Raw genomic sequence first — 22,257 nt, 5'->3', positions numbered from 1 at the left:
AAGGTCTCCCGCAATAGCAGAAGTGGTCGCCCCCGAGGGGACGACCACTTCGAACTTCGCATTTCGAACTTCGGCCTGTTCCTGCCTACCGGATGAACAGCATGTCTCGGTACTTGGGCAGGGGCCACTGGTCGTCGCTGACCATCAGTTCGAGTTTGTCGGCGGCCTCTCGGACGGCGGCCATTGCCGGGATCATCACGTCGCGTTGATAGGTGGCATGTTCCATGGCGGCGGCGTGGGGCTGCTTGGCGATGACGTCGTCGAGCGTGGCGGCGGTCTTGGTCAAGGTGGCGATGGCTTCCATCAGCGTGGTGAGCATCTTCTTCTGCTCGGGGCACTGGGCGCCGCAGGCGGCGGCCGACTGCATCGCGGCGGCGACTTCGCCCTGGTAACGCAGGCAGGCCGGCAGGATCATCGTGTGGGCGATCTGCGAAGCCATCAGGGCCTCGATGTTGATGTCCTTGATGTAGCGTTCGAGGAGGATTTCCTGGCGGCTGTGCAGCTCGCGGGCGGAGTACACGTGGTACTTTCCGAAGAGCTCGACGCAGGTCTTGCCGGTGATCAGGGCCAGGGCGTCGACGGTGTTTCGCAGGTTGGGCAGGCCGCGTTTCTCGGCCTCGGTGTGCCAGGCCGCGCTGTAGTTGTCGCCCTCGAACAGCACGGGCTTGAACTCGCGGACGAGCTGCGGGAGCACCTTCTGGACGGCGGCGTTGAAGTCGCTGCCCTTGGTCGCCTCTTCCAGCATGCCGCAGACATAATCCAGCGACTCGGCGACGATGGTGTTGAGCACCGTGTTGGGTCCGGCGACGGACTGGCTCGATCCGACGGCGCGGAACTCGAACTTGTTGCCGGTGAAGGCGAACGGGCTGGTGCGGTTGCGGTCGCCGGCGTCGCGGGGCAGCTTGGGCAGCATGCTCACGCCGATCTCGATGTTGCCGCCGTTCTTGGAGCTCTTGGCCGAGCCGTCCTCAAGCTGGTGGTACACGTCGGTGAGCTGCTCGCCCAGGAAGACGCTGATGATCGCCGGCGGGGCCTCGTTGGCGCCGAGGCGATGGTCGTTGCTGGCGCCGGCCACGCTCATGCGCAGCAGCCCGCCGTGTCGGTACACGGCGCGGATGACGGCCGCACAGAACACCAGGAACTGCGCGTTGGCGTGCGGGGTGTCGCCGGGGTTGAGGAGGTTCTCGCCGTCGTCGGTGGACATTGACCAGTTGTTGTGCTTGCCGCTGCCGTTGATCCCGGCGAAGGGTTTCTCGTGCAGCAGGCAGGCCATGCCGTAGCGGGCGGCGACCTTCTTGAGCGTCTCCATCACGAGCATCTGGTGGTCGGTGGCGAGGTTGGCCTGCTCGAAGATCGGGGCGATCTCGTACTGTGCCGGGGCCACTTCGTTGTGGCGGGTCTTGATCGGCACGCCCAGGCGCATGAGCTCGTATTCCATCTCGGCCATGATCGCCAGCACGCGCTCGGCGATGGCGCCGAAGTACTGGTCCTCAAGCTCCTGCCCCTTGGGCGGGCGGGCGCCGAAGAGGGTTCGGCCGGTGCTGACGAGGTCCGGTCGGGCGAAGTAGAATCGCTTGTCGATGAGGAAGTATTCCTGCTCGGCGCCGACGGTGGTGTAGACGCGTTTGCTCTTGGTGTTTCCGAAGAGCCTCAGCAGGCGCAGGGCCTGCTTGTTGAGGGCTTCCATCGATCGCAGCAGGGGGGTCTTCTTGTCCAGGGCTTCGCCGGTCCAACTGACGAACATGGTGGGGATGACCAGCGTGGCGCCGTTGGGGTTGTCGAGGATGAACGCGGGGCTGCTGGGGTCCCAGGCGGTGTAGCCGCGGGCCTCGAAGGTCGCCCGCAGTCCGCCGGAGGGGAAGCTGCTGGCGTCGGGTTCGCCGCGGACGAGTTCCTTGCCGCTGAACTCCGCCAGAGCGCCGCCTTCGGCTGTGGGGGAGATGAAGCTGTCATGCTTCTCGGCGGTCTGTCCGGTCATCGGCTGGAACCAGTGGCAGAAGTGCGTGGCGCCGTGTTCGATGGCCCAGTCTTTCATGGCCACGGCGACGGCGTCGGCGATGGCTCTGTCGAGCTCCTGTCCGGCGCCGATGGTCTTCTGGAGCGTCTTGAAGACCTGCTGGGGCAGGCGCTCGCGCTGGACGCGCTCATTGAAGACGTGCTCGCCGTAGACTTCCTTGACGGCCTTGCACGTGTAATCGATCCCGCCGCCGACAGTGGTGGACTCTGCAATCGCCTGGATAATCTCTTTCTTCATCGTATCACTCGCTTAGTAAGTCGCCTGCCCGCGATTGCCAGCGAAGCGGGCATCATAGCCGAAACCGCCGGGCAATGGCAAATTCCTTTACGGCGCCAGCGTCGGGGACGGGGGCGGGGACGGGGACGGGGAGTGCGGGATTGAGGGGATTAAGAAAAGCAGATTAAGAGGATGAAAACGCGGAGGGGGAGAAGAGATTGGAATCGGCCCAGGGAATTGTGAACAGCTTGATTTGGCCGCGGCGCAGGCGATAATGCCCCCGGTGACTTCTGTTTGGAGCCTGCCCACGCCGCCGGCGGCCTGGTCCTGCTGCACCCAAGCCTCGGCGGGTGGTCAATGGTCACAAAACCGTGCGCTGCCGGCGGATCCGGATGGGGAGGTTTCAGCGATGAAATACTGGGTGGCATCAGCCGTGATTGCCTTGGCGATGGCGGCATCGTGTACAGACCAGCAGGCACAGCAGCTATCCCAACTCGACGTGCAGGCCGACGCTTTCTATCAGCAGCGAAAGTATGCTCAAGCCCTACCGCTCTACCAGCAGGCACTGTCGATCAGGGAAAAGTCGCTGGGCACCGGACACCCGGATGTGGCGCGGTCTCTCATCAGTCTTGCCGATCTCTATCGCGACGATGGCAAGTACGATACGGCCGAACCGCTCTACAAGCGGGCGCTGGCGATCCGCGAAAGGGCCCTGGGAGGCGATCACCCCGACGTGGCGACGTCGCTAAAGAACCTTGCCACACTCTATTACGTCCAAGCGCAATATGATATGGCCGAGCCACTCTTGAGGCGGTCCCTGGCGATTCGGGAGAAAGCCCTGGGTGCCAGCCACCCTGATGTGGCGGACTCCCTTGTGTCCCTGGCGATGCTCTCGGACTCCAGGAGCCAGTATGCCCAGTCGAAGTCATTCTGCGAGCGAGCCGTGGCGATCCGGGAGAAGACCTTTGGCCCCGACCACCCCGACACGCTCTACAGCCAGGACAGGCTTGGTTCGATTTGCCGCAATATAGGCGACTGCGACAAAGCCGAAACGCTCTACCAGAAATCCTTGACCTCGCGTGAGAAAACATTGGGCCCTGAAAATCCGGAGGTCGCAAGAAGCCTGATCATGCTGGCGGAACTCTACCGTGGGCAAAACCAGTTTGCGGCGGCTGCGGCAACGTATCAACGGGCGTTGGCTATCCGGGAGAAAGCATGGAGCCCCGACGATCGGCGCCTTGTATATAACCTTGATGCACTCGCCGTCATGTATGAGAAGGTTGGCGACAAATCCAGGTCGCAGGTGTGCAGAGCACGTGCTCATTCATCCAGTCAGCGGCAATGATTCCGCGGCAATGGCCTCCGTCAGGGGGCGCTGCTCGACGTCCAGGGCATCGCAATTGGCCCCATCCTGCAGCAGCATGGCCGCGGCGGCCTGCGCCGCGAAACTCGTACGGCTGTAGCGGTCCCCCCACGCAGGCGATTCAGGCGTGGTTCTGGGACAAGGACCTGCTGATCACCGACGCCCGCGGCGTACACATCTTCCGAATGGCGCACTGACCCGCCACGCCTGCTATAGCTTGAGCACCCGCAGCATGGTCGGCTTGGGCAGCGGGCCGCTGCGCGGGCGGTCGCGGTTGGGCGGCAAGGTTTCCCATCGCAGGACGTAGCGGCCGCCGAGTGCGTGGCCGATGTCGCCGAACCACTGCACCGTCATGTCGGGGAACGTCGACTGCGGCTTGGCCCACTGGGCTGGATATGAGGGCCGGCTCGCGGCATCCTTCTGCACACCCAGCGGCTTGAGCGTTTGCTCGTCGATCACCAGCACGCCGCTGCCGTGTTTCCAGTGCGAATACGACAGGCCCAGCTTGCCTTCGCCGAGTGGCCTCGGGCCTCCCAAGCGGATTTTCGCCCCAATGCTCCCGCCGCCGCTGAACTGCCAGCGGTGCTCCCAGGCCGAAACCTGCCGCGGCCGCCATCGCCCCTCCTCGAACCGCGCGACATACGCCTGCGTCTTACCGTCGGCGTCGAACTTGTGGTACGCCGCCACCGGCCGCTTCTCGCTGTCGAACCCGAGGCTCAGCCCCCCATTAATGATGCCGCCTTTGACAGGGATCGGGTCGATCACAGTGCCTTTGGCGGCGAGGGTGATCGGCAGCGTGAGCGCCTTGCCGTCGGCGGTTTCCCAGTGAATCAGGTCGCGGCTGCGGGCATAGGAGGGGTCGTGGTTGGTCGCGCAGTCGGGGCTGTCGCGCCAGACCCACCAGAGATGGAACAGCCCGTCGGGCCCGCGGGTCAGGCCCGAGTAGGCGTTCATTTTACCCCGCCCGTCCAGCAGCGGCGTGTCGAGCATCCGTTTCCACCGCTTCTTCGCGCAGTCGTAGACGTTGTAGATTTCGTTGCCGTTGCCGCTGCCACCGTCGCGGTAATGGAAGATCAGTTGCCCGTCGGGCCCGCGCATGAACCGCGGATACGTGCAGCGGCTCTCGTTCTTGCCGGTCATCTCCGGCACCTGCTTGAACGTGGCGATGTCGCCGGGTTTGCTCGTGCGGAAGTAGATCAGGGGCACGCAATGCATGTTGCCGGCCAGGTGAATCTGGCCGTCATCATCGACGGTCATCGTGATGTAGTTGTGACTGTCCCACCCGACTTTCTGGGGCAGCACTTGGTACCGCCAGGTGCGGCTGTCCAGGTCGCGGGCGGCCACCGTCATGCGGCGCTGGGCGTCGTAATAGGCGACGTACTGCCGCCGCCCGTGCGTCAGCAGGCAGAACCGCACGGGGAACTCCGAGCAGACTTCCGCCACGTCCAGCGAGGCATCGTGGGTACATGGCGGCTGAGAAACGGCCGCCATGGCACCCTCATTTGCCGTCGCCGTCGCCGGCTGCGAAGCGGGGGTTGCGCCGCCGAGCAGGTGGTACATCTCGCTGCCTGCCAGCAGCAGCGCCCCGACACCGTAGACCTCCGTCGAGGCGGGGTCGAACTTCTTGGGGTCGGCGCCGATGGGCTGGACGTGCGTGAGCTTGCCCTCGGCGTCGACGCAGCCGGCCAGGGCGGCCCAGGCCTTGCGCACGGCCGGTTCGTATGTCGCGCGGTCGAGCAGGCCGTTGTTGATGCCCCAGACCAGGGCGAAGCAGAAGAACCCTGAGCCGCTGGTCTCTTTGAGCGGGTAGCCCGCCGGGTCCAGCAGGCTCGCCCGCCAGAGCCCGTCGCCCTGCTGAAGCGACAGCACCTTGGCGGCCATCTCCTTGAAGAGCACCTCGTACCGCGGTCGGCCGGCGTAGTCAGCCGGAAGCTGCTGGAGCACCCTCGCCAGACCGGCGATGGCCCAGCCGTTGCCGCGGCCCCAGAAGATCTTGCGCCCATTGCTCTCGCGCCGCTTGAAATACGTGCTGTCGCGGAAATACAGGTGCTCGGCCTTGTCGTAGAGAAACTCCGTCGTCGCCCACCACTCCTTGTCCATGAACTCAAGATACTTCGCGTTGCCGGTGGCCTTGCTCGCAGCCGCCCAGACGGGCGGGGCCATGAACAACGCGTCGCACCACGACCAGCGATCCTGGTTGCCGGGGCTCTTGAAGTCAAGCTTGGCGGCCGAGGGCTTGGCCAGGATCGCATCAAGCCGCTCGAGCAGCGGAGCGACCATCGCCGCGTCCTTGTGCCGCAGGTACAACTCGCACCAGGCGGCGCCGACGCAGTGGTCGTCGGCGTGGTACGCCCGCCGCCCCAACTTCCATCCGCCGCGGCGGCCGATCTGCATCATCGCGTCGTGATATTTGGGCGTATCGGCCACGCCCGCCAAGGCGATCATCCCGGCGTAGTACGCCCCGTGCGTCCAGTCGGTCGGGGAGTGTTTTGGCGAATGGGCCAACTGCCAGTCGGCCGATCGCTTCATCACCGCCAGCACCGCCTGAGGCGTCAGGGGCTCCTGGGCAGCCAGACCCTGCGCCGCGGCCAGCACGGCCGCCGCTGCAAGCACGCATCTTCTCATGGCGAATCCTCTGCGGCGGCAGTCGCGCTGCCGGGGGTAAAGAGGACCTGCAAGGTTACCTCGCCCGAGGCCGGGGCGAGGGCTTCCAAGCCCACCATCACGACGCCCGGGTTGGGCGAGTCCCACTCGTTGGCGGGTTTGGCGGCCTCGTAGGTCTTCCACTTGGCGGCCTTGTCGTGCAGGGCAGTCAGGAGCAATTGTTTGCCGCCCTGGCGCAGGACGAGCGAGCTCTTGCCCAGCTCGTCGGGCTTGGCCTTGGTGGCCATCGCCCAGCGCACGCGCGTACCGGCCTTGAGGCCTTTGATCGTGTCGGTCATGCGGTATTGGCCGCTTTCGAGCAGCTCGCCGCTGCGGATGATCTGCGAAGCCTGCGGGTACAGGCTGGTCAGGTCCAGCACGGCCCGCGAGGGCGGGGCCGCGCGGAACGACACGACCTTGGCGCTGCCCTTGGCCTGCTGGAGCTGCCCGTCGATCGTCAGCGTGTTGTGGCTGAGGCTGTTCAGGCGGAAGATCTTCCAGCGGTCGGAGTTCTGGGCCGAGCTCCAAAGACTCATCTTGCGCGACTCGATGCGGTGGTAGTTCTCGGCCCCCAGGTCATGCGCCCATCGCACGCCGTCGGCGTCGAGCACGAACGAGCCGCCATCCATGTGGCCGTGATTGGCCGAGGGCGAGCCGGCCTTGAGGCCCACGAAGATCGCTCGCTCGTTGTCCCACGAGCTTCGCTGAATGGTGACAGACACGGTCCCCTGCGACGACCAGCATAGCGGCGCCTTGGGCGCCTGGCCGTCAGGCACGTCCTGCACCCACAGCAGCGTAAAGGCAAAGAGCCGGTTGCCGCCCTTTCCCGGGCGCGACGTGCAGTGCTTCACGAAGGCGTCCTTCTCGAAGTACGCCAGGATGTCCGGCCGCTTGAACCGCCGCGCCAGCCACCATGTGGCCAAGTCGGTGCCGCGCCCCGCGCCGCCGTCGGCGTAGTTGAACGTCATGCCCGAGGGACCGGTGACCAGGTCCATGTAGTCGGCCGTGGCCGCAAAACCCGGCAGGTCCGCCAGAGCGAAGTCGCTCTTGAGCACGCTATCGAGCATCGCGATGGCCAGCACGTTGAAGTCGGTCCCGTACGACCAGTAGCCCGGCCCTTCCGGATAACAACCGTTGGGCGCGAAGACGTGCATCGATCGGGGCAGATTCGCGATCGCGCGGTGGACGATCTGCGCCGCCAGCGGTTCCTGCCGGTCCATCAGCGCCAACGCGCCGGCGATCATCCCGGCGTGGCAGACCTGTCCCCAGTTGTTGGTCGCGCCGACCCACCCGCCGCTCTTGAGCGACGGGCGCAGACCCTTGTCCAGAATCGCCTCGGCGACGGCCTGACGCGTCGCGGCGTCCAGGTCGTGGTAAAGCCAGTCGTAGCCGACCGCCAGGGCCAGCGTCATCTCGGCCACGTCCAGAAAGTGCGAGGGGTTCCAGTCGGTAAAGCCTGCGGCGGCGCGCATCTCGGCGGCGCAGCGTTCCAGGTGTGCGGCCTTGCCGGTCAGGCGGTAGGCCATGGCCAGTGTCGAGACGCGGCCAAGCACCTGGCGCGAAACGCCCAGGAGCCGCCGCCCCTCCATTTTCCGCATGCTGGGCGGCAGGGGCAGGATTGCCTCAGCGTCCGCGAGCAGACGGTTCCTCGCCATGCGGGCGAATGTCTCGCTCCGGCAGCGCTGCTTGAGAGCGGCGAAGGCGGCCTCGTCCGCAAAGAGAAAGGGATGAGTCTTGCCGGCTTGCTTGATCGCCCCGGCGACGCGGTCCAACGAGGCCTTTTCCACGGAATGCTTTTCCTGCCCGGCCAGCGGCGCGCCGGCCAGGACTGCAGCCAATAGGGTGACGATGCCTGCGAGCACGCTCATGATCGGACCTTTATCCAGTTTCATTTGGACTGCCTGCCGCCGCCCTCGCAGCAGCCGCGGAAGCCCCCAATGTGCCGGGGAGCCTTGACAACTATTCTCGCGATGGCGCATAGCCTGAGCAAGGGGCAAAGCAAGCCTTTGCGGTTTGTTCAAACAGGCCCGGGCGCGCTTCGAGAAACTCTCGAAAACTTTTGGACCTGTTCGCCGGCTCTGCCATAATTGGAGCCGGTCCGTTTTTCCGCGAAATGGAGACTTGCTCATGCGTGCTTACAGATATGTCCTTGCAGCCGTTCTCATGGCCGTGCCGGTGCTGGTGCTGGCGGCTGACCCCGCCGCCGCGGCGGACTGGCCCACGTTCCGCAAAGACATCGCCCGCAGCGGCGTCACCGACGAGTCGCTGTCGCTGCCGCTGACGCAGGCGTGGGTATTCGTCCCGCCGTTCCAGCCGCACCCGGCGTTCGGGCCGGGCTACCCGCTGCACACCAACTGGGAAGGCGGCGTCGAGAAACGACGCATCGACTTCGACCGCGCCGACAGCACGGTCGCCGTCGGCGACAGCATCTACTTCGGCTCCGTCGGCGACGGCAAGGTCTACTGCCTCGACGCCGCCACCGCCAAGGTCAAGTGGGCGTACCCCACCGGCGGGCCCGTGCGCCTGGCCCCGACCGTCGACGCCGGCAACGTCTACGTCGGCAGCGACGACGGATGGATCTATTGCCTCTCCGCCGCCGACGGCAAGGAAGTCTGGAAGTTCCGCGCCGCCCCGGAAGACCGCCGCGTGATCGGCCTGGGCAAGATGGTCTCGCTCTGGCCGGTTCGCAGCAGCGTGATGGTCGACTCGGGCATCGCGTACTTCACGGCGGGCATTTTCCCCAGCGAAGGGGTGTTCCTCTACGCCGTCGACGCCAAGACCGGCAAGCTGATCTGGAAGAATGACAGCACCGGCGAGCAGCGCCTGCTGCAGGTCTGCCCGCAGGGGTACCTGCTGGCCAACAAGAACCAGCTCGTCGTGCCCAACAGCCGCCTGTGCCCGTTCATCTACGACCGCGCGACGGGCAAAGGCCCGCTGCTGCGGCTTTCGATCTACTACGGCGGCGGGACGTTCGCCGCGCTGGACGACGCATGGCTGTACACCGGATGGGAGGGCGCGCGGGCCTTTCGCATCAACACAACCAACCTCAAGAGCGAAGGCGGCAACACCGAGTGCGCCGGCAGCTTCCCCGGCGGGCAACTCGTCGCGGACTCCGGGCGGGTCTATTCCTGCGGCCTGCCCCACGGCGAGGGCGTCTCCAAGGCCGTCAAGGCCATCCGCTTCACGCCGCCGCCGAGCGACGGTCCGCCGGTCAATGAAAAGGAGGCCCGCCGCGGCAAGGGTGGCGCGGCTGCCGCCCCGGCTGAGAATGGCAAGGAACTCTGGTCGGCCGCGATGGAGGCGCCCGAGTGCATCATCCTGGCGGGCAAGACGCTCTTCGTCGGAGCGCCGGGCAAAGTGGCCGCCCTTGACGCCGATAGCGGCAAAGAAACCTGGACCGCCAAGGTGGACGGCTCGGCGCTGAGCCTGACCGTCGCCAACGGGCGGCTGATCGTCTCGACCGACACGGGCAAGATCTACTGCTTTGCCGGCGGCGCTGCCGCCGGCGGCGAAGTGCGCCCCGCCGCAGACCCCAACGTGAAGATCAGCGATACGATGCAGGCCGCCGCCGACGCGGCCCTCAAACTCGCGCCCGAGATCCGCAAGGGCTTTGCGCTGGTCTATGGTGTCGAGACCGGCGAGATGGCCCTGGAGATCGCCCGCAAGAGCGACCTGATGGTGGTAGCCGTCTCGGATGACGCCGCCAAAGTCGCCGCCGCCCAGAAGCTGATCGACTCGGCCGGCCTGTATGGCGGGCGAGTGATCGTGCAGCAGTGGCCCCTCGACCGCGTGCCGTACACGAAGTACTTCGCGGCGCTGGTGGTCTCCGAGACGGCCGTACTGACCGGCAAGTGCCCCGGCACGTGGAAGGAGCTCTATCGCATGACCCAGCCGGTGCGTGGGACGGTCGTGCTGCCTCAGGCGGCGAAAGATTTTGTGCCTGCGGACGAACTGGCCCAGGCGAAAACCGACGCCGGCAGCATCGTCTGCATCCGCCCGCCGCTGAAAGACGCCCGCCCGTGGACGCACCAGTACGCTGTGCCGGGCAATACGGCATCGAGCATGGATAAGGAAGTGCGGGCGCCGTTCCGCGTGCAGTGGTTCGGCGACCCGGGTCCGGCCGACTTCGTCGACCGCCATTACTGGGGCGCCTCGCCGCTGGCCCTTGACGGGCGCATGTTCGTCTGCTCGTACAGCTCGGTCACCGCCTACGACGCGTACACGGGAGTCGAGCTTTGGAGTTTCCCGCTCAAGAACGCCACGCGGGCGCACATCGCCGACGTGCCCAGCAACGTGGCGGTCGGGCCGGAAGGCTACTTCATCGCCGTAGACGACACCTGCCGCCGGCTCGACCCGGCGACGGGCAAACTGCTGGGCGAGTACAAAGTGCCGCCGTCGGCCGACGGCAAGGCCAAGATGTGGGGCTATGTGGCGCTGGTCGACGGCGTGCTGGTCGGTTCGCGCACGCTGGGAAAACTTGATATGGCCAAGTGGCCCAAGTCGCGCGGCGAAGAGGTCGCGTACTGGCTTTGCAGCGACCTGCTGTTCGCCATGGACGCCAAGACCGGAAAGATCCTCTGGCAGCACCAGTCGCCGTGGTTCAGCCATAACTCCGTCGTCGCCGGAACGGCCGGCGACACCGGCGGCAAGGCCATGGTCTACTGCCTCGACCCCAACGTCCCCGACGGCCAGGTCGCCGCGGCCGTCGCCGAGAGCAAGCCCTTCACCGACAAGTTCCCCGGCGGCGGCAAGCAGGTCGACAAGAAGGGCAAGCCCGTCAACGCGACGGTTCAACTGCTGCTGGGCTTCGATCTGCGCGAGGGGCTCAAGTGGCAAAAGCCCGCCGACTGCTCCTTCACCGGCGGCCATCGCGTCACGCTGGTGCTGACCAAGGGTCTGCTGCTGCAGATGTCCGACCAGGGCGGCTGGAAAGCCTTCACCGGGTACAACGTCAACGAAGGCGCCGGGCGCGGCATGTCGGTGCGCAAGGCCGCCACGGGTGACCTGGTCTGGCTCAAGGACCTGTCCTACCGCAGCCGCGCGGTCATCGCCGGCGACACGATCTTCGCCGAGCCCTGGGCGTACAACCTGGCCACCGGCGAGAAGAAGACTATTCCCAACCCCCTGACGGGCCAGACCGTGCCCTGGCGGTTCGTGCGGCCGTACAAGCACTGCGGCCCCTTCAACGCCTCGGCCGAGACGCTGTTCTTCCGCTGCGAGGGCTTTGGGTACTACGACACCACGCGGGACACGGGCGTGAGCCTGTTCCCCAGCAACCGCCCCAACTGCTGGATGAGCTTCATCGCCGCTGAGGGCATGGCGCTGTGGCCGGCCGGCGACACCGGCTGTCGCTGCGGGCTGCCGATCTCGTGCAGCGTGGCGCTGGTGCATGACGACGAAGACCGCGTCTACGGCGACTACTCGTTCTCAGGCGACCTGACGCCCGTGCGCACGCTGGCGCTGAATATCGCCGGCCCCGGCGACCGCCGCGACGCCGGCGGGCAGCTCTGGCTGGCCTTTCCGCGCAACAAGTACGGCGGCTCGGTCGAACTGCCCTACAAGACCGCCTTCGACGGCGACGAGAAGTACGACCGCCGCAACTCCATCTGGAATGGCGTTAAAGACGCCCCCGCGCCGTGGGTCTACGCCTCGGCCGCCGTGGGCATCAAGCAACTGACGCTCCCCCTGCGCAAGGCCGCCGACGGACCGGGCAAGTACACCGTCACGCTGCACTTTGCCGCCTGGCCCGGCGACGCCGCCGGCAAGCGCGTCTTCGACATCAAACTCCAGGGCAACAGCGTGAAGGAGGGCGTCGACCCCGCCGCCGCAGGCCCCGACCGCCCGCTGGTGCTGACCTTCGAGAACATCGACGTCAAAGACGACCTGACGATCGACCTGACCGCCAAGGGCAGCGAAAAGCCGCTCCTGTGCGGCATCGAGGTCAAGCTCGCCCAGTAGCACGGGCATCTTGCCCGCGAGTCGCATGGGCGTCCCGCCCATGCTCTGCGGCTTTGAGCATTCTGGGACACGCACAACGGAGTTGTGCGTCGTCAAGGGGCGGCTGGGAGTCTCGGCGGACGGTGCAACCTGTGCTACTTTGGGCGCGACGCGGGCGGGGGGTCTTCGAAATCTCTTCCGGTCAGGGTCTGGTAGGCGGCCTTGGCCATGAAGCGCGATCCGGCGGTACTGGGGTGGACCTTGTCCGGGATCAGGCGGCGGTGATCCTTGAGGGCGCCGTACATGTCGATGAGGCCGACGTTCATCTCGGCGGCGACGCGGTTGATGATCGGGATTTGCTCCACCACGCCTTCCTCCCGGATGCCGTAGTTGCCCCCTTTTCGCGTGGGCGGCGGCGTACAGATGAAGATTCGCGGCTTGCTCGCCAGGGCGGCGAACTTCTTGATGAGGTCCTTGTAGTCGTCGGCGAACTCGCCCTTGAACTTCCAGTTCTGCCCCTGGGTGTCGTTGGTGCCGAGCATGATGATCACGACGTCGGGCTCCCAGGCGAGAACGGACTTGAAGGCCTGCTGTTTCTGGTACGGGAAGTCGCCGTGGTTGAGCAGCGTTGCGCCGCTGACGCCGAAGTTGCCGACCTGCCACTTGCCCCCGAGCATCTTGCCCAACTGCTGCGGGTAGGGCGTCCCGTCCTGCAAGCCGGTGCGCGCCGTGATGCTGTCGCCGACACAGGCCACGCGAACAGGCCTGAGGTAATTCCCGACGGCGATGGGCCCCTTGGCATCGGCAGGTCTGGTCGTGGGCCGGCTGGCGGCCTGACCGCCAGGGCGCGGTGCGCTGGCCGCAGCCCCTTGCCCGAAAGCCAACTGGAAGGGCAGAAGAATGGTCACCATGCAGGCGATGATCTGATTCACGGCTGTCTCCTTATAGTAGCTCGCCGGAGGGGGGTATTAATGTAACATATTGTTGTCAAAGAAGTTACTTCAAAAATTGATACCGGCCTATCTATAAATCCTTTAGCTATGGGATGTTACGCTCATGGATCTGCTGATTTCCTGCGCCATAGGGCGGCGGTCCGATGCGGTTCCCCGCAAAGTGCTGTGAAAAGTACAACAAAGTACAAGGAAGAGCAAGCGGCCGGGGGGCAGAATGAACCGCTGGCGTGCCCCACGGTCGATAAGGTCCGCTCCCAAAACGCGCGGGGCAAGCCCCCCCCGCTAACCCGGATATTTCACCGCGGAGATCGCTGAGACCGCAGAGGTGTCTTGAATCAAAAGGCTTACAGAAATTTTGCGGAGTGGGTCTCATGGACAATCTGTTTTTCAGATTATCGCCGCTCGCGACGTTAGATGGTCTTGTTTTGAGCCAATTTCTTCTCTGCGTACTTTGCGGTCTCTGCGGTTCATGCAGTTTTCGGGCTAACGATGGGCGCGCAAAAAAGCTCCGGGGAACGGGTGCTCCCCGGAGCTTGATTGCGATTACATACCAATCACTGATTACCGGTTACCGATTACTGGTTACCGTTTACTGTTTCCTGTTGTCAGAAATTCATCGACATCAGGAACTCTGCATTGGAGTGCGTCTTCTTGAGTTTGCTCAGGAGCAGTTCCATTGCCTCGGTCGGTTGCATGTCGGCCAAGACCTTTCGCAGGCCTCCGACGAGTCTCGCCTCGGCCGGGTCGAGCAGGAGTTCTTCCTTGCGGCTGCCGGAGCGGGAGATGTCCACTGCCGGCCACACGCGTCGGTCGACGAGTCTGCGGTCGAGGTACAGCTCGCTGTTGCCCGAGCCTTTGAACTCTTCGAAGATGACTTCGTCCATGCGGCTTCCGGTGTCGATCAGGGCCGTGGCGATCACGGTCAGCGAGCCGCCATTTTCGATCGCGCGGGCCGATCCGAAGAACCGCTTGGGTTTCTGCAGGGCGTCGATGCCGACGCCGCCGGTCATGATGCGGCCGCTGCCGGGGGCGACGGCGTTGTACGCCCGGGCGAGGCGGGTGATGGAATCCATCAGCACCACGACGTCCTTGCCGAACTCGACCATGCGCTTGGCCTTGGCCAGGATCATCTCAGCGATCTGCAGGTGGCGGGCGTAGCCTTCGTCGAAGGTCGAGGAGACAACCTCGGCGCCGGGGCAGCCGCGCTGCATCCAGGTCACTTCTTCCGGACGTTCGTCGATCAGCAGGATGATCACGTGCGCATCGGGGTGGTTCTTGACGATGGCGTTGGCCATCTTCTGCAGCAGCATCGTCTTTCCGGTGCGCGGCGGGGCGACGATCAGCATGCGCTGGCCGAAGCCTACCGGCGTAATCAGGTTGACCACGCGCATCGAGTAGTCGTCGGCCGTGGTCTCCAGGAAGATTCTGCGGTCGGGGTGCGTGGGGGTGAGTTCTTCGAACTCGCCGCGCTTGGCGGAATCTTCGGGGCTGCCGAAGTTAATGGCTTCGACGCGCAGCAGGGCGAAGTACTTTTCCGATTCCTTGGGAGGGCGGATCTGCCCGGCCACCAGCGAGCCTTCTTTAAGGTTAAAGCGGCGGATCTGGCTGGGGGAAACATAGATGTCGTCGGGGCTGGGCAGGTAGTTGTACTCGGGGCTGCGCAGGAACCCGAACCCGTCGGGGAGGATTTCCAGCACGCCTTCGCCGTACATGAGGCCGGTCTTCTGCACGCGCGTCTTGATGATCTCGAAGACCAGCTCGTTGCGCGGCAGCGTTTTGCTGACGCCTTCTTCCTCGGCGATCTTGTGCAGGTCTGCCAGTTCCATGGCCTGCAGCTCGGTCATGTGAAGGCTGCCGCGTTTGACCTTTTCGTACTTGGCGTGGGTCTCGCGGGCGGCGGCGACGACGACGTCGCTGGCGTCGCCTTCGAGCTCGGCTTCGTAGCGACGGCGATGCTCGCTGCGTTTGTCCTGCTGGTCGCGATTATCGGCGCCGGCAGGTTCTTCATACGGTTCATCGGGCGCGGCGGGCTTGGGTCGATCGACGGGTCCGAGCCCTTCGCCTTCGTCGGGTTCGGGTTCGCGCTCGGGTTCGGGCGGGGGCGTGATGCCTTCGGCGGCGTCCTCGACGGCCTGGGCGGCCTTGGCGGCGGCGTCGTCTTCAACGTCGCCGACGACGGGTGCGGCGGGGGTGACGTCTTCTGCCGGCGGCGCGTCGGTTTCCTGCACCTTGGCTTTGCGGACGTATTTGCGTTTCTTGGCTTTCTTCTCCACGGTCGTGTGCTCCAGCCGGCATTTCAGCCCAGGTATGCTCGGCAACAGGCGGGATTTCGGTCCCCTCGTCCGGCTGGGCAGCCGGCGGCGGTATGTTCTTCGTTCGTCCTCGGTGGGGCGTCGTCAGCCCCAGAATCAGCGAATATCTGCAACCGACCAACAGGCGGAAGCGTTCGTGCCTTCAGCACAGGGCGAATCAGGAAGGTCCCTTGGCGTGCGTAATTCTCGTGAAAACCTCGCGGACCTGCTGCTCCAGATCACTCACGTCAGAGCAGTTGTACACACTATATTGGCACATCGAGCGTTTCCTGTCCAGCGAAATCTGTGAATCTTCTCGCCGCTGCCACATTTTGCGATCCCACCCGCGGGACGCCTGCGCCCGGGCGCTGCGAGTCTGAGGGTCGGACTCGACAAATAGCATCGCCGTACACAGATCGTTCCATCCGGCTTCGACCATGATCGCCGCGTCCAGCACTACGCCTTTGGCGCACTCGTCCGCACCGGCGGCGGCCAGGAGCTCTTCAATCCGCAGCCGCATGCGCGGGTGCATGACGGCGTTCAGGGCCGCCAGCGCCTCGGGATTGTTGAACACCGTCTTGGCCACAGCGGGGCGGTCGATGTTTCCCTTGGTATCCACAACGCCCTCGCCCAAGGCGGCAGCGAGCTCGTCGCGCACGGCCGGGTCATCGAGCATCTGATGTCCGATCGCGTCGGCGTCGATCACGCGGCACCCCAGGCGCCCCAAGGCCGCGGCGACGGTGCTCTTGCCGGCGCCGACGCCGCCCAGAATTCCAATCACAGGTTTGGATGGTCCGCCGCTCATCGCCCCCGATTGTCGCCGCCGGGAATGACAAGTCAACGTGTAAGGTCAGATGAGACTCTTTATTGTAGGAGCCACGAACGCGCCACTGCGAAAAAAACCTCTCACCGCGGAGGTCGCAGAGAACGCAGAGAAGAAGAAAGGGGCAAAGATTCGTAATGACGGGTGGCATGGCGACACCGGCTGTATCGGGGTCGCCATGGGCAATGCAGCGCTAACCATGGCGACCCGCATGAAACAACAACGCGTGTCGCCATGCCACCCGGTGCGGGTCGCTCGCCACTGTCCCACTCACCACTCACCACTGCTTCTAAAACGTCTGCCAGGCGGGGGGATTCTTCAGGCGGTAGAGCGTTTCGCCGGCCTTGGGAATGTAGAGGTGGCCGGGGCGGTCCTGCCAGTGGGCGGGGTTGATTGTGGCCGGGTCGCGGTATCCGAGATTGACGGCTCTGCATGTGGCCTCGTCGATGCCGGTGGCCAGGGTCACGCGAATGCGGGGGCTTTCGTGCCCGGCTGTGTCATACGTGCCGATGCCTTTGACGTGGGTCGAGTGGGCCAGCACGCCCCAGGGGTAGTCCTTGAAGCGGTCCCACTGGGCCAGGAAGTATTCCAGCGTGTGGTAGCCGATCTTGCGGATGATGTGCCCGTGCGTGTAGGAGATTTCCTTCACGTGCGGGGCGAAGATGATCAACTCGCCGCCGTCGGCCATCACCGGTTCCATCTTGTACATGCACTTGGCGGCCACCCAGAGGTCGTCGTACATTTCGGGCGCCCGCGCGAGCACCGACTGATAGGGCGTCTGGACGTAGCGGATATGGACCTTGGCCGAGAGGTCCGCCGCGGCGGACCAGGAATCGCGCAGCGACCCGGCGAACAGCCCGGTCAGTTGTGGCATGGGCGTCTCGCCCATGCTCCCTGACCTCTGCCCTTGAAGATCAGGGACACGCACAACGGAGTTGTGCGTGGCACCCATCTTGCCCGTGTCACACAGTGGGGCGACGACCATGGACAGCGCGGCGGTGGGCACGGGGAGCATTTCGCCGGCGGCCTGGAGGGTGCGGCGCACGGGGGTGTCTTTGACGCCGATGACGCGCGGGCAGGTGATGACGGCCCCGAGCCAGTGAAAGAAGTCCAGCAGTTCCTGCCCGCAGATTCCGGGGAAGAAATATTTTTCGCCGCCGGAGAATCCGGCGACCTCGTGCGGGAAGACAGGCCCGGCGACGAGCACCAGGTCGTAGTCGAAGACCCGGCGGTTGATGGTGACGTCGACGTCCATCGAGAATCGTCCGCCGGTGATCTCGGCGACGCGGTCGGCGGTCAGGCGCCCGATCGTCTTGAGGGCCCCGGGGTTCTTCCAGTCGTGGTTGAAGACGCTGCTGCCGCTGAGCAGGCGGTCTCGCTGTCCGCCGGCCATGCCCAGCAGCGAGTCGATGCGTGCCTCGTCCAGCGGTTGATGCGTTCCCAGGGCGATGAGGAAATCCAGCTTATCCGCCCGGTTGGCGATATGCTTGTGAAGCAGCCGCACGATCAGCCCCAGCGGACACGAGCGGGTCTGATCGGGAATCAGCACCAGGATCCGCTTGCCGTCGGCGGCGATCCGGTCGGCCAGGCGGGCGACGATGGTTTCGATTTGTTCGCCGGTAAGTGCGGCGTCGGGTTGTCCTTGGCCGATGAGATTCATAGGCGCCCATTCTACAGGAACAGTGCGTACTGTCAGTAGTTTAAGGTAGCAGCGGAGCGGAAAGGATTATTTCGCATGATTGTCGTTCACGTGACGCACGAGGCGGTGGAGAAGATCGGGGGCATCGGGACGGTGATCTCGGGGCTGATGACGGCACAGGCGTACGCCGACGCGGTCAGCCGCACGATCCTGCTGGGCCCGCTGTTCTCGACGGACCAACCCGCCCACGCGCGTCTTGGCGAAGAAGGTCGCATCATCTATAGCAGCCTCGACGGGATCGACGCCGACGGCTGGAGCGAGAAGTTCCGCCCCATTGAGCGCACGTACGACGTGGGGATCATCTACGGCACGCGCGGCGTGCGCGAGGACGTCAACGGTCACACGTGCCAGGCCGAGGTGCTGCTGGTCGACGTTTTTCACGCCAACCGCGAGCGGTTGAACCTGTTCAAGGCGGACCTGTATAAGATGTTCGCCGTTGCCAGCGACCGCTTTGAGTCGGTGTGGGAGTACGAGGAATACGTGCGTCTGGCCGAACCGGGCTTCGAGGCGCTCAAGGTGATCGGGGCAGACGGCGTCGACGAGCAGGTGGTGCTGCTTTCGCACGAGTACATGGGCATGCCCACGGTGCTCAAGGCGATGATGGGGCATTCCTCTCCGACCGTTCGCGAGCCCTCGACCAGCGCGGGTCAGGATCCCTCAGCCGGCTCGGCGTTGTCGGCGGCGGCAGCGGCTGCGGCGGCGCATCCGCGGGCGCGGGGATATCGCACGGTGTTCTATGCGCACGAGGTGGCCTCGGCGCGTCCGATCGTCGAGAAGACGCCCGGTCACGACACGATGTTCTACAACGTGATGTCGGCCGCCCGGCGAGAGGGGCGGACGATGGAGGAAGTCTTCCCCAGCGTGTTCGAGAACTACAAGCACGCGCTGGTGAAGGCGGCGCGGCACTGCGACAACGTCTTCGCCGTGGGCGACTACATCCGCGAGGAGCTGCAGTTCCTCGACCGGCATTTTGCCGCCAAGGAGATCGACCTGGTCTACAACGGGATTCCGGCGGCCCGGATCACGCTGGAAGAGAAGCGCCAAAGCCTGCAGCGGATGCAGACGTACGCGGGCAATTTGCTGGGCGAGAAACCGACGTGGATCTTCAGCCACGTCGCCCGCCCGGTGCTGAGCAAGGGGATCTGGCGCGACCTGGGGGTGCTGCACGAGATGGAACCGCTGCTGGCCAAACGCGGCGAGACGGCGGTGTACTTCATGCTCGGCACGCTGGCCGGGCAGCGGCGCGGACAGGACATCCGCCACATGGAGCGGGTGTACGGTTGGCCGGTGGTCCACGAGGAAGGCTATCCCGACCTGTGCTACGGCGAGGAAGTGCTCGGTGGGATGTTCCTCCACTTCAACCGCGAGCACCAGGCCGTCAAGGTGGTGCATGTCAACCAGTGGGGCTGGGCGCGGGAACTGTGCGGCGACCGCATGCCCGAGGACATGAGCTTCGCCGATATCCGCCGCGGGACCGACGTCGAGTTCGGGATGAGCGTCTACGAACCCTTCGGGATCAGCCAACTCGAACCGCTGAGCTTCGGGGCCATGTGCGTTCCCTCGAACATCTGCGGATGCGTCGGATTCGCACAGGCGGCCGCTGGAAGGGACAATTTTGGATTTTCCATAAAAATCGCCAATTTCCTGAAACAGAATGGCCCGACAAGCGTCTCAGAGATGTTAACGATACCGGTGTCCCTGCGCGACGAGATCGAATCGGCAGAGGCCCGGCGAATCGCGGCGCTGGTGGTTGACGGGTTGTGCCGTGAAGATGCGGCTGTATCCGACCGGATCAGTTCTGGCTACGATCTGGCGATGAAGATGAGCTGGCAGCGGGTCGTACAGGACTATTTCCTGCCCGCGCTGAGTCGGGTTATATCGGTCAAGTAGTGCTAAATTAAGTCGTTAGGAAAATTTTGTGCGGTTCCGCTTGACAACGCCGGGCGGAACTGGGACCATGTTCGCGGGGTGGGGAACTTGGGAAGTCTCTATTTAGTTACAAGGGGTCTTAACAATGAAGTTATCCATGGCGGCAGAGCTTGCACTGAGGGGGATGGTCATGCTGGCACAGAAGCATGGCAACGGGCCGATTACCCTGGAGTGCATCTGCCAGGAGCGAGAGCTTCCAAAACAGTATCTGACCAAGATCTTCGCCTCGCTGGCCAAGGCAGACATCGTCACGCCAATCCGGGGCAAGAATGGCGGGTATCGCCTGTCGCGGGAACCTTCCGAGATCTCGCTCCGGCAGATTATCGAAGTCATTGAAGGCCCCATCGCCGTCAACTTTTGCCAGCAGCAACCCTCCAAGTGCAAGTCTGAATGCAGCATGAAACCTGTCTGGACGAATATTCAGCAGGTGCTGGTGGAGAAACTGTCCTCCACGTCGCTGGCGGATCTGCTCGCGCCGGTGACTCAGACGTCCTGAGCCTGTTTTGCTGGTAATACCCGCCAAGCCGCAAGCGGCTTATTGGATCTTTTTTGGGTTCCTTTCTTTTTGCATTTGAAAATAGCACCTACTGGGTGCTATATATGGGTGGACGAGTTAAGGATTTCTCTGGTGATGGGTCTGACAAAAAAGACCGGCTACGGGCTGACAGCTATGGGGCACTTGGCGCACTTGCCCCAAGGGCAGTTGGCCACGGCCCGTGAGATTGCCCAGTGCTATGGCATCCCCCAGGCCCTGATGATGAACGTGATGAAGCGGTTGGCGGCCGCCGGGTATGTCGAGTCCGTGCGCGGCGCTCATGGCGGATACCGCTTGGCCAGGCACCTCTCGGAGGTGACGCTGGAGGAGTTCTCGACGAAGCTTGAGGGCCCGGTTCGCCAGGCGGCATGCATTTCGCACGTCACCGGCGACTTGGCGGCCTGCAGCGAGGCCAACCAGTTGCTCTGCCCGGTACACGATCCGGTTCACCGGGTGCAGCGGCGGCTGCAGGACTTCCTTAAGCGGGTGACGCTGGCGGAGATTGTCGCACCGGTGGCTTCGGGGGCGAGGCAATAAGAATGAGCACCATGGATGTCAAGACACCCATCTACATGGACCACAACGCCACGACGCCCCTGGACAGCCGGGTGCTCGATGCGATGATGCCGTACCTGACCGAGGCATTCGGAAACGCCGCCAGCCACAGCCACAGCTTCGGTTGGAAGGCCGAGGCCGCCGTCGAGACCGCCCGCGAGCAGATCGGCAAGATCATCGCCGCCGAGGCCAAGGACATGGTCATCACCTCCGGCGCCACCGAGGCCAACAACCTGGCCATCAAGGGCGTCGCGGAGATGTACGCCGAAAAGGGCAGGCACATCATCACCTCGGCCATCGAGCACCACGCGGTGCTGGACCCGTGCAAGTACCTCGCCCAGCACGGATACACGATCACTTTTCTCAAGCCCGACAAGTTCGGCGTGGTCTCGGCAGAACAGGTCGCCGCCGCGCTGACGGACGGGACGATCCTGATTTCGATCATGGCCGCCAACAACGAGATAGGGACGCTGGCGCCGGTGGCCCAGATCGGGGCCTTGGCCAAGTCCAAGGGCGTGCTGTTCCACAGCGACGCCACACAGGCGGTGGGCAAGGTACACCTCGACGTCGAGGCGATGGGCATCGACCTGCTGAGCATGTCGGCCCATAAGCTGTACGGACCCAAAGGCGTCGGCGCCCTGTATGTGCGGCGGCGGAACCCGCGGGTGAAGCTGGCCTGCCAGATGCACGGCGGCGGGCACGAACGCGGGATGCGCAGCGGAACGCTCAACGTGCCGGGCATCGTGGGGTTCGGCAAGGCCTGCCAGATCGCGGCCGAAGAGATGACCGCCGACGCCGCGCGCATCGCAGCGCTGCGCGACCGCCTGGAGAAGGGCATCATGTCGGCGGTAGACTTCGTGACGCTCAACGGCCACCCGACGCAGCGCCTGCCCAACACGCTGAACCTCTCGTTTGCGTATGTCGAGGGCGAGGCGTTGATGCTCAAGATGCGCGACGTGGCCGTCTCGACCGGATCGGCCTGCACCAGCGCCTCGCTCGAGCCCAGCCACGTGCTGGCAGGCATCGGCGTCGGCGACGACCTGGCCCACAGCTCGCTGCGCTTCAGCCTGGGCAAGAGCACCACCGAGGGCGAAGTGGACTACGTGATCGCCAAAGTCGTCACGGCCGTCCAGCAATTGCGAGAGATGAGCCCGCTTTACGAAATCGCTACTAAGAAGTAAATTCGAAACAACAAAATCGAAATCCGAAACAAGAATCAAACAAACAAGAAAGACAAAAAACAAACGGTGCGGGGGTTGAGATTTTGTTGTTTGCTTTTAGCCGTTTGTTGTTTGT

Annotated in this window: 13 protein-coding genes; 6 read left to right on the top strand and 7 right to left on the bottom strand. The window is 64.4% G+C overall.

The annotated features are described in order from the left end of the window. Nucleotides 1-85: 85 nt before the first annotated feature. On the bottom strand, nucleotides 86-2,254 hold the full coding sequence (locus ABFD92_06975; protein ID MEN6504264.1) for a glutamine synthetase III: 2,169 nt from the start codon (nucleotides 2,252-2,254) through the stop codon (nucleotides 86-88). A gap of 388 nt (nucleotides 2,255-2,642) precedes the next feature. Between ABFD92_06975 and ABFD92_06970 the strand changes: the two genes are divergently transcribed. After that, nucleotides 2,643-3,578: a tetratricopeptide repeat-containing protein gene (locus ABFD92_06970; GenBank protein ID MEN6504263.1), complete on the top strand. Its 936-nt coding sequence runs from the start codon at nucleotides 2,643-2,645 to the stop codon at nucleotides 3,576-3,578. Nucleotides 3,579-3,806: 228 nt separating this feature from the next. Here ABFD92_06970 and ABFD92_06965 read toward each other — a convergent pair whose 3' ends face one another. Both ABFD92_06965 and ABFD92_06960 read right to left on the bottom strand, forming a co-directional pair. Further along, nucleotides 3,807-6,221: a BNR-4 repeat-containing protein gene (locus ABFD92_06965; protein ID MEN6504262.1), complete on the bottom strand. Its 2,415-nt coding sequence runs from the start codon at nucleotides 6,219-6,221 to the stop codon at nucleotides 3,807-3,809. Next, the gene (locus ABFD92_06960; GenBank protein MEN6504261.1) at nucleotides 6,218-8,131 is read right to left on the bottom strand and encodes a heparinase II/III family protein; all 1,914 of its coding nucleotides are present in this window, start codon (nucleotides 8,129-8,131) and stop codon (nucleotides 6,218-6,220) included. The genes ABFD92_06965 and ABFD92_06960 overlap by 4 nt, the downstream gene beginning before the upstream one ends. A 235-nt stretch (nucleotides 8,132-8,366) precedes the next feature. Between ABFD92_06960 and ABFD92_06955 the strand changes: the two genes are divergently transcribed. Further along, a complete protein-coding gene (locus tag ABFD92_06955; protein ID MEN6504260.1) occupies nucleotides 8,367-12,197 on the top strand; it encodes a PQQ-binding-like beta-propeller repeat protein in 3,831 nt (1,276 codons plus the stop codon). 134 nt (nucleotides 12,198-12,331) lie between these two features. Here ABFD92_06955 and ABFD92_06950 read toward each other — a convergent pair whose 3' ends face one another. The 4 genes from ABFD92_06950 to ABFD92_06935 form a co-directional block, all read right to left on the bottom strand. Beyond that, entirely contained in the window at nucleotides 12,332-13,108 is a 777-nt protein-coding gene (locus tag ABFD92_06950) for a GDSL-type esterase/lipase family protein (protein ID MEN6504259.1), read from the bottom strand. Nucleotides 13,109-13,734: 626 nt separating this feature from the next. After that, entirely contained in the window at nucleotides 13,735-15,402 is a 1,668-nt protein-coding gene (gene rho, locus ABFD92_06945; protein MEN6504258.1) for a transcription termination factor Rho, read from the bottom strand. Between the two features lie 196 nt (nucleotides 15,403-15,598). After that, nucleotides 15,599-16,225 carry a dephospho-CoA kinase gene (gene coaE, locus ABFD92_06940; protein MEN6504257.1) on the bottom strand — a complete coding sequence of 209 codons (627 nt, stop codon included), beginning with the start codon at nucleotides 16,223-16,225 and terminating at the stop codon, nucleotides 15,599-15,601. Between the two features lie 307 nt (nucleotides 16,226-16,532). Continuing rightward, the gene (locus tag ABFD92_06935) at nucleotides 16,533-17,903 is read right to left on the bottom strand and encodes a lactate racemase domain-containing protein (GenBank protein MEN6504256.1); all 1,371 of its coding nucleotides are present in this window, start codon (nucleotides 17,901-17,903) and stop codon (nucleotides 16,533-16,535) included. Between the two features lie 75 nt (nucleotides 17,904-17,978). On the opposite strand from ABFD92_06935, the gene ABFD92_06930 reads away from it, so the two are divergent. The 4 genes from ABFD92_06930 (at nucleotide 17,979) to ABFD92_06915 (ending at nucleotide 22,142) form a co-directional block, all read left to right on the top strand. Then, entirely contained in the window at nucleotides 17,979-19,832 is a 1,854-nt protein-coding gene (locus tag ABFD92_06930) for a hypothetical protein (GenBank protein ID MEN6504255.1), read from the top strand. Nucleotides 19,833-19,956: 124 nt separating this feature from the next. Further along, nucleotides 19,957-20,367, top strand: a complete 411-nt coding sequence (locus ABFD92_06925; protein MEN6504254.1) for an Rrf2 family transcriptional regulator — start codon at nucleotides 19,957-19,959, stop codon at nucleotides 20,365-20,367. A 135-nt stretch (nucleotides 20,368-20,502) separates the two neighbouring features. Beyond that, nucleotides 20,503-20,943 (top strand): Rrf2 family transcriptional regulator, encoded by a 441-nt coding sequence (locus ABFD92_06920; GenBank protein ID MEN6504253.1) that lies wholly within the window; start codon nucleotides 20,503-20,505, stop codon nucleotides 20,941-20,943. A gap of 11 nt (nucleotides 20,944-20,954) precedes the next feature. Then, the gene (locus tag ABFD92_06915) at nucleotides 20,955-22,142 is read left to right on the top strand and encodes an IscS subfamily cysteine desulfurase (GenBank protein ID MEN6504252.1); all 1,188 of its coding nucleotides are present in this window, start codon (nucleotides 20,955-20,957) and stop codon (nucleotides 22,140-22,142) included. Nucleotides 22,143-22,257: the final 115 nt, after the last annotated feature.

The sequence above is a fragment of the Planctomycetaceae bacterium genome (assembly GCA_039680605.1).
Taxonomy (GTDB): domain Bacteria; phylum Planctomycetota; class Phycisphaerae; order SM23-33; family SM23-33; genus JAJFUU01.
The sequence above is the reverse complement of the archived record's forward strand: the minus strand, read 5'-3'. Positions and strand labels throughout refer to the sequence as shown.

Coding starts and splice junctions, on each gene's coding strand:
- ABFD92_06975 (MEN6504264.1), bottom strand. CDS start 2,254: ATGAAGAAAGAGATTATCCAGGCGATTGCAGAGTCCACCACTGTCGGC.
- ABFD92_06970 (MEN6504263.1), top strand. CDS start 2,643: ATGAAATACTGGGTGGCATCAGCCGTGATTGCCTTGGCGATGGCGGCA.
- ABFD92_06965 (MEN6504262.1), bottom strand. CDS start 6,221: ATGAGAAGATGCGTGCTTGCAGCGGCGGCCGTGCTGGCCGCGGCGCAG.
- ABFD92_06960 (MEN6504261.1), bottom strand. CDS start 8,131: ATGAAACTGGATAAAGGTCCGATCATGAGCGTGCTCGCAGGCATCGTC.
- ABFD92_06955 (MEN6504260.1), top strand. CDS start 8,367: ATGCGTGCTTACAGATATGTCCTTGCAGCCGTTCTCATGGCCGTGCCG.
- coaE (MEN6504257.1), bottom strand. CDS start 16,225: ATGAGCGGCGGACCATCCAAACCTGTGATTGGAATTCTGGGCGGCGTC.
- ABFD92_06935 (MEN6504256.1), bottom strand. CDS start 17,903: ATGAATCTCATCGGCCAAGGACAACCCGACGCCGCACTTACCGGCGAA.
- ABFD92_06930 (MEN6504255.1), top strand. CDS start 17,979: ATGATTGTCGTTCACGTGACGCACGAGGCGGTGGAGAAGATCGGGGGC.
- ABFD92_06925 (MEN6504254.1), top strand. CDS start 19,957: ATGAAGTTATCCATGGCGGCAGAGCTTGCACTGAGGGGGATGGTCATG.
- ABFD92_06920 (MEN6504253.1), top strand. CDS start 20,503: ATGGGTCTGACAAAAAAGACCGGCTACGGGCTGACAGCTATGGGGCAC.
- ABFD92_06915 (MEN6504252.1), top strand. CDS start 20,955: ATGGATGTCAAGACACCCATCTACATGGACCACAACGCCACGACGCCC.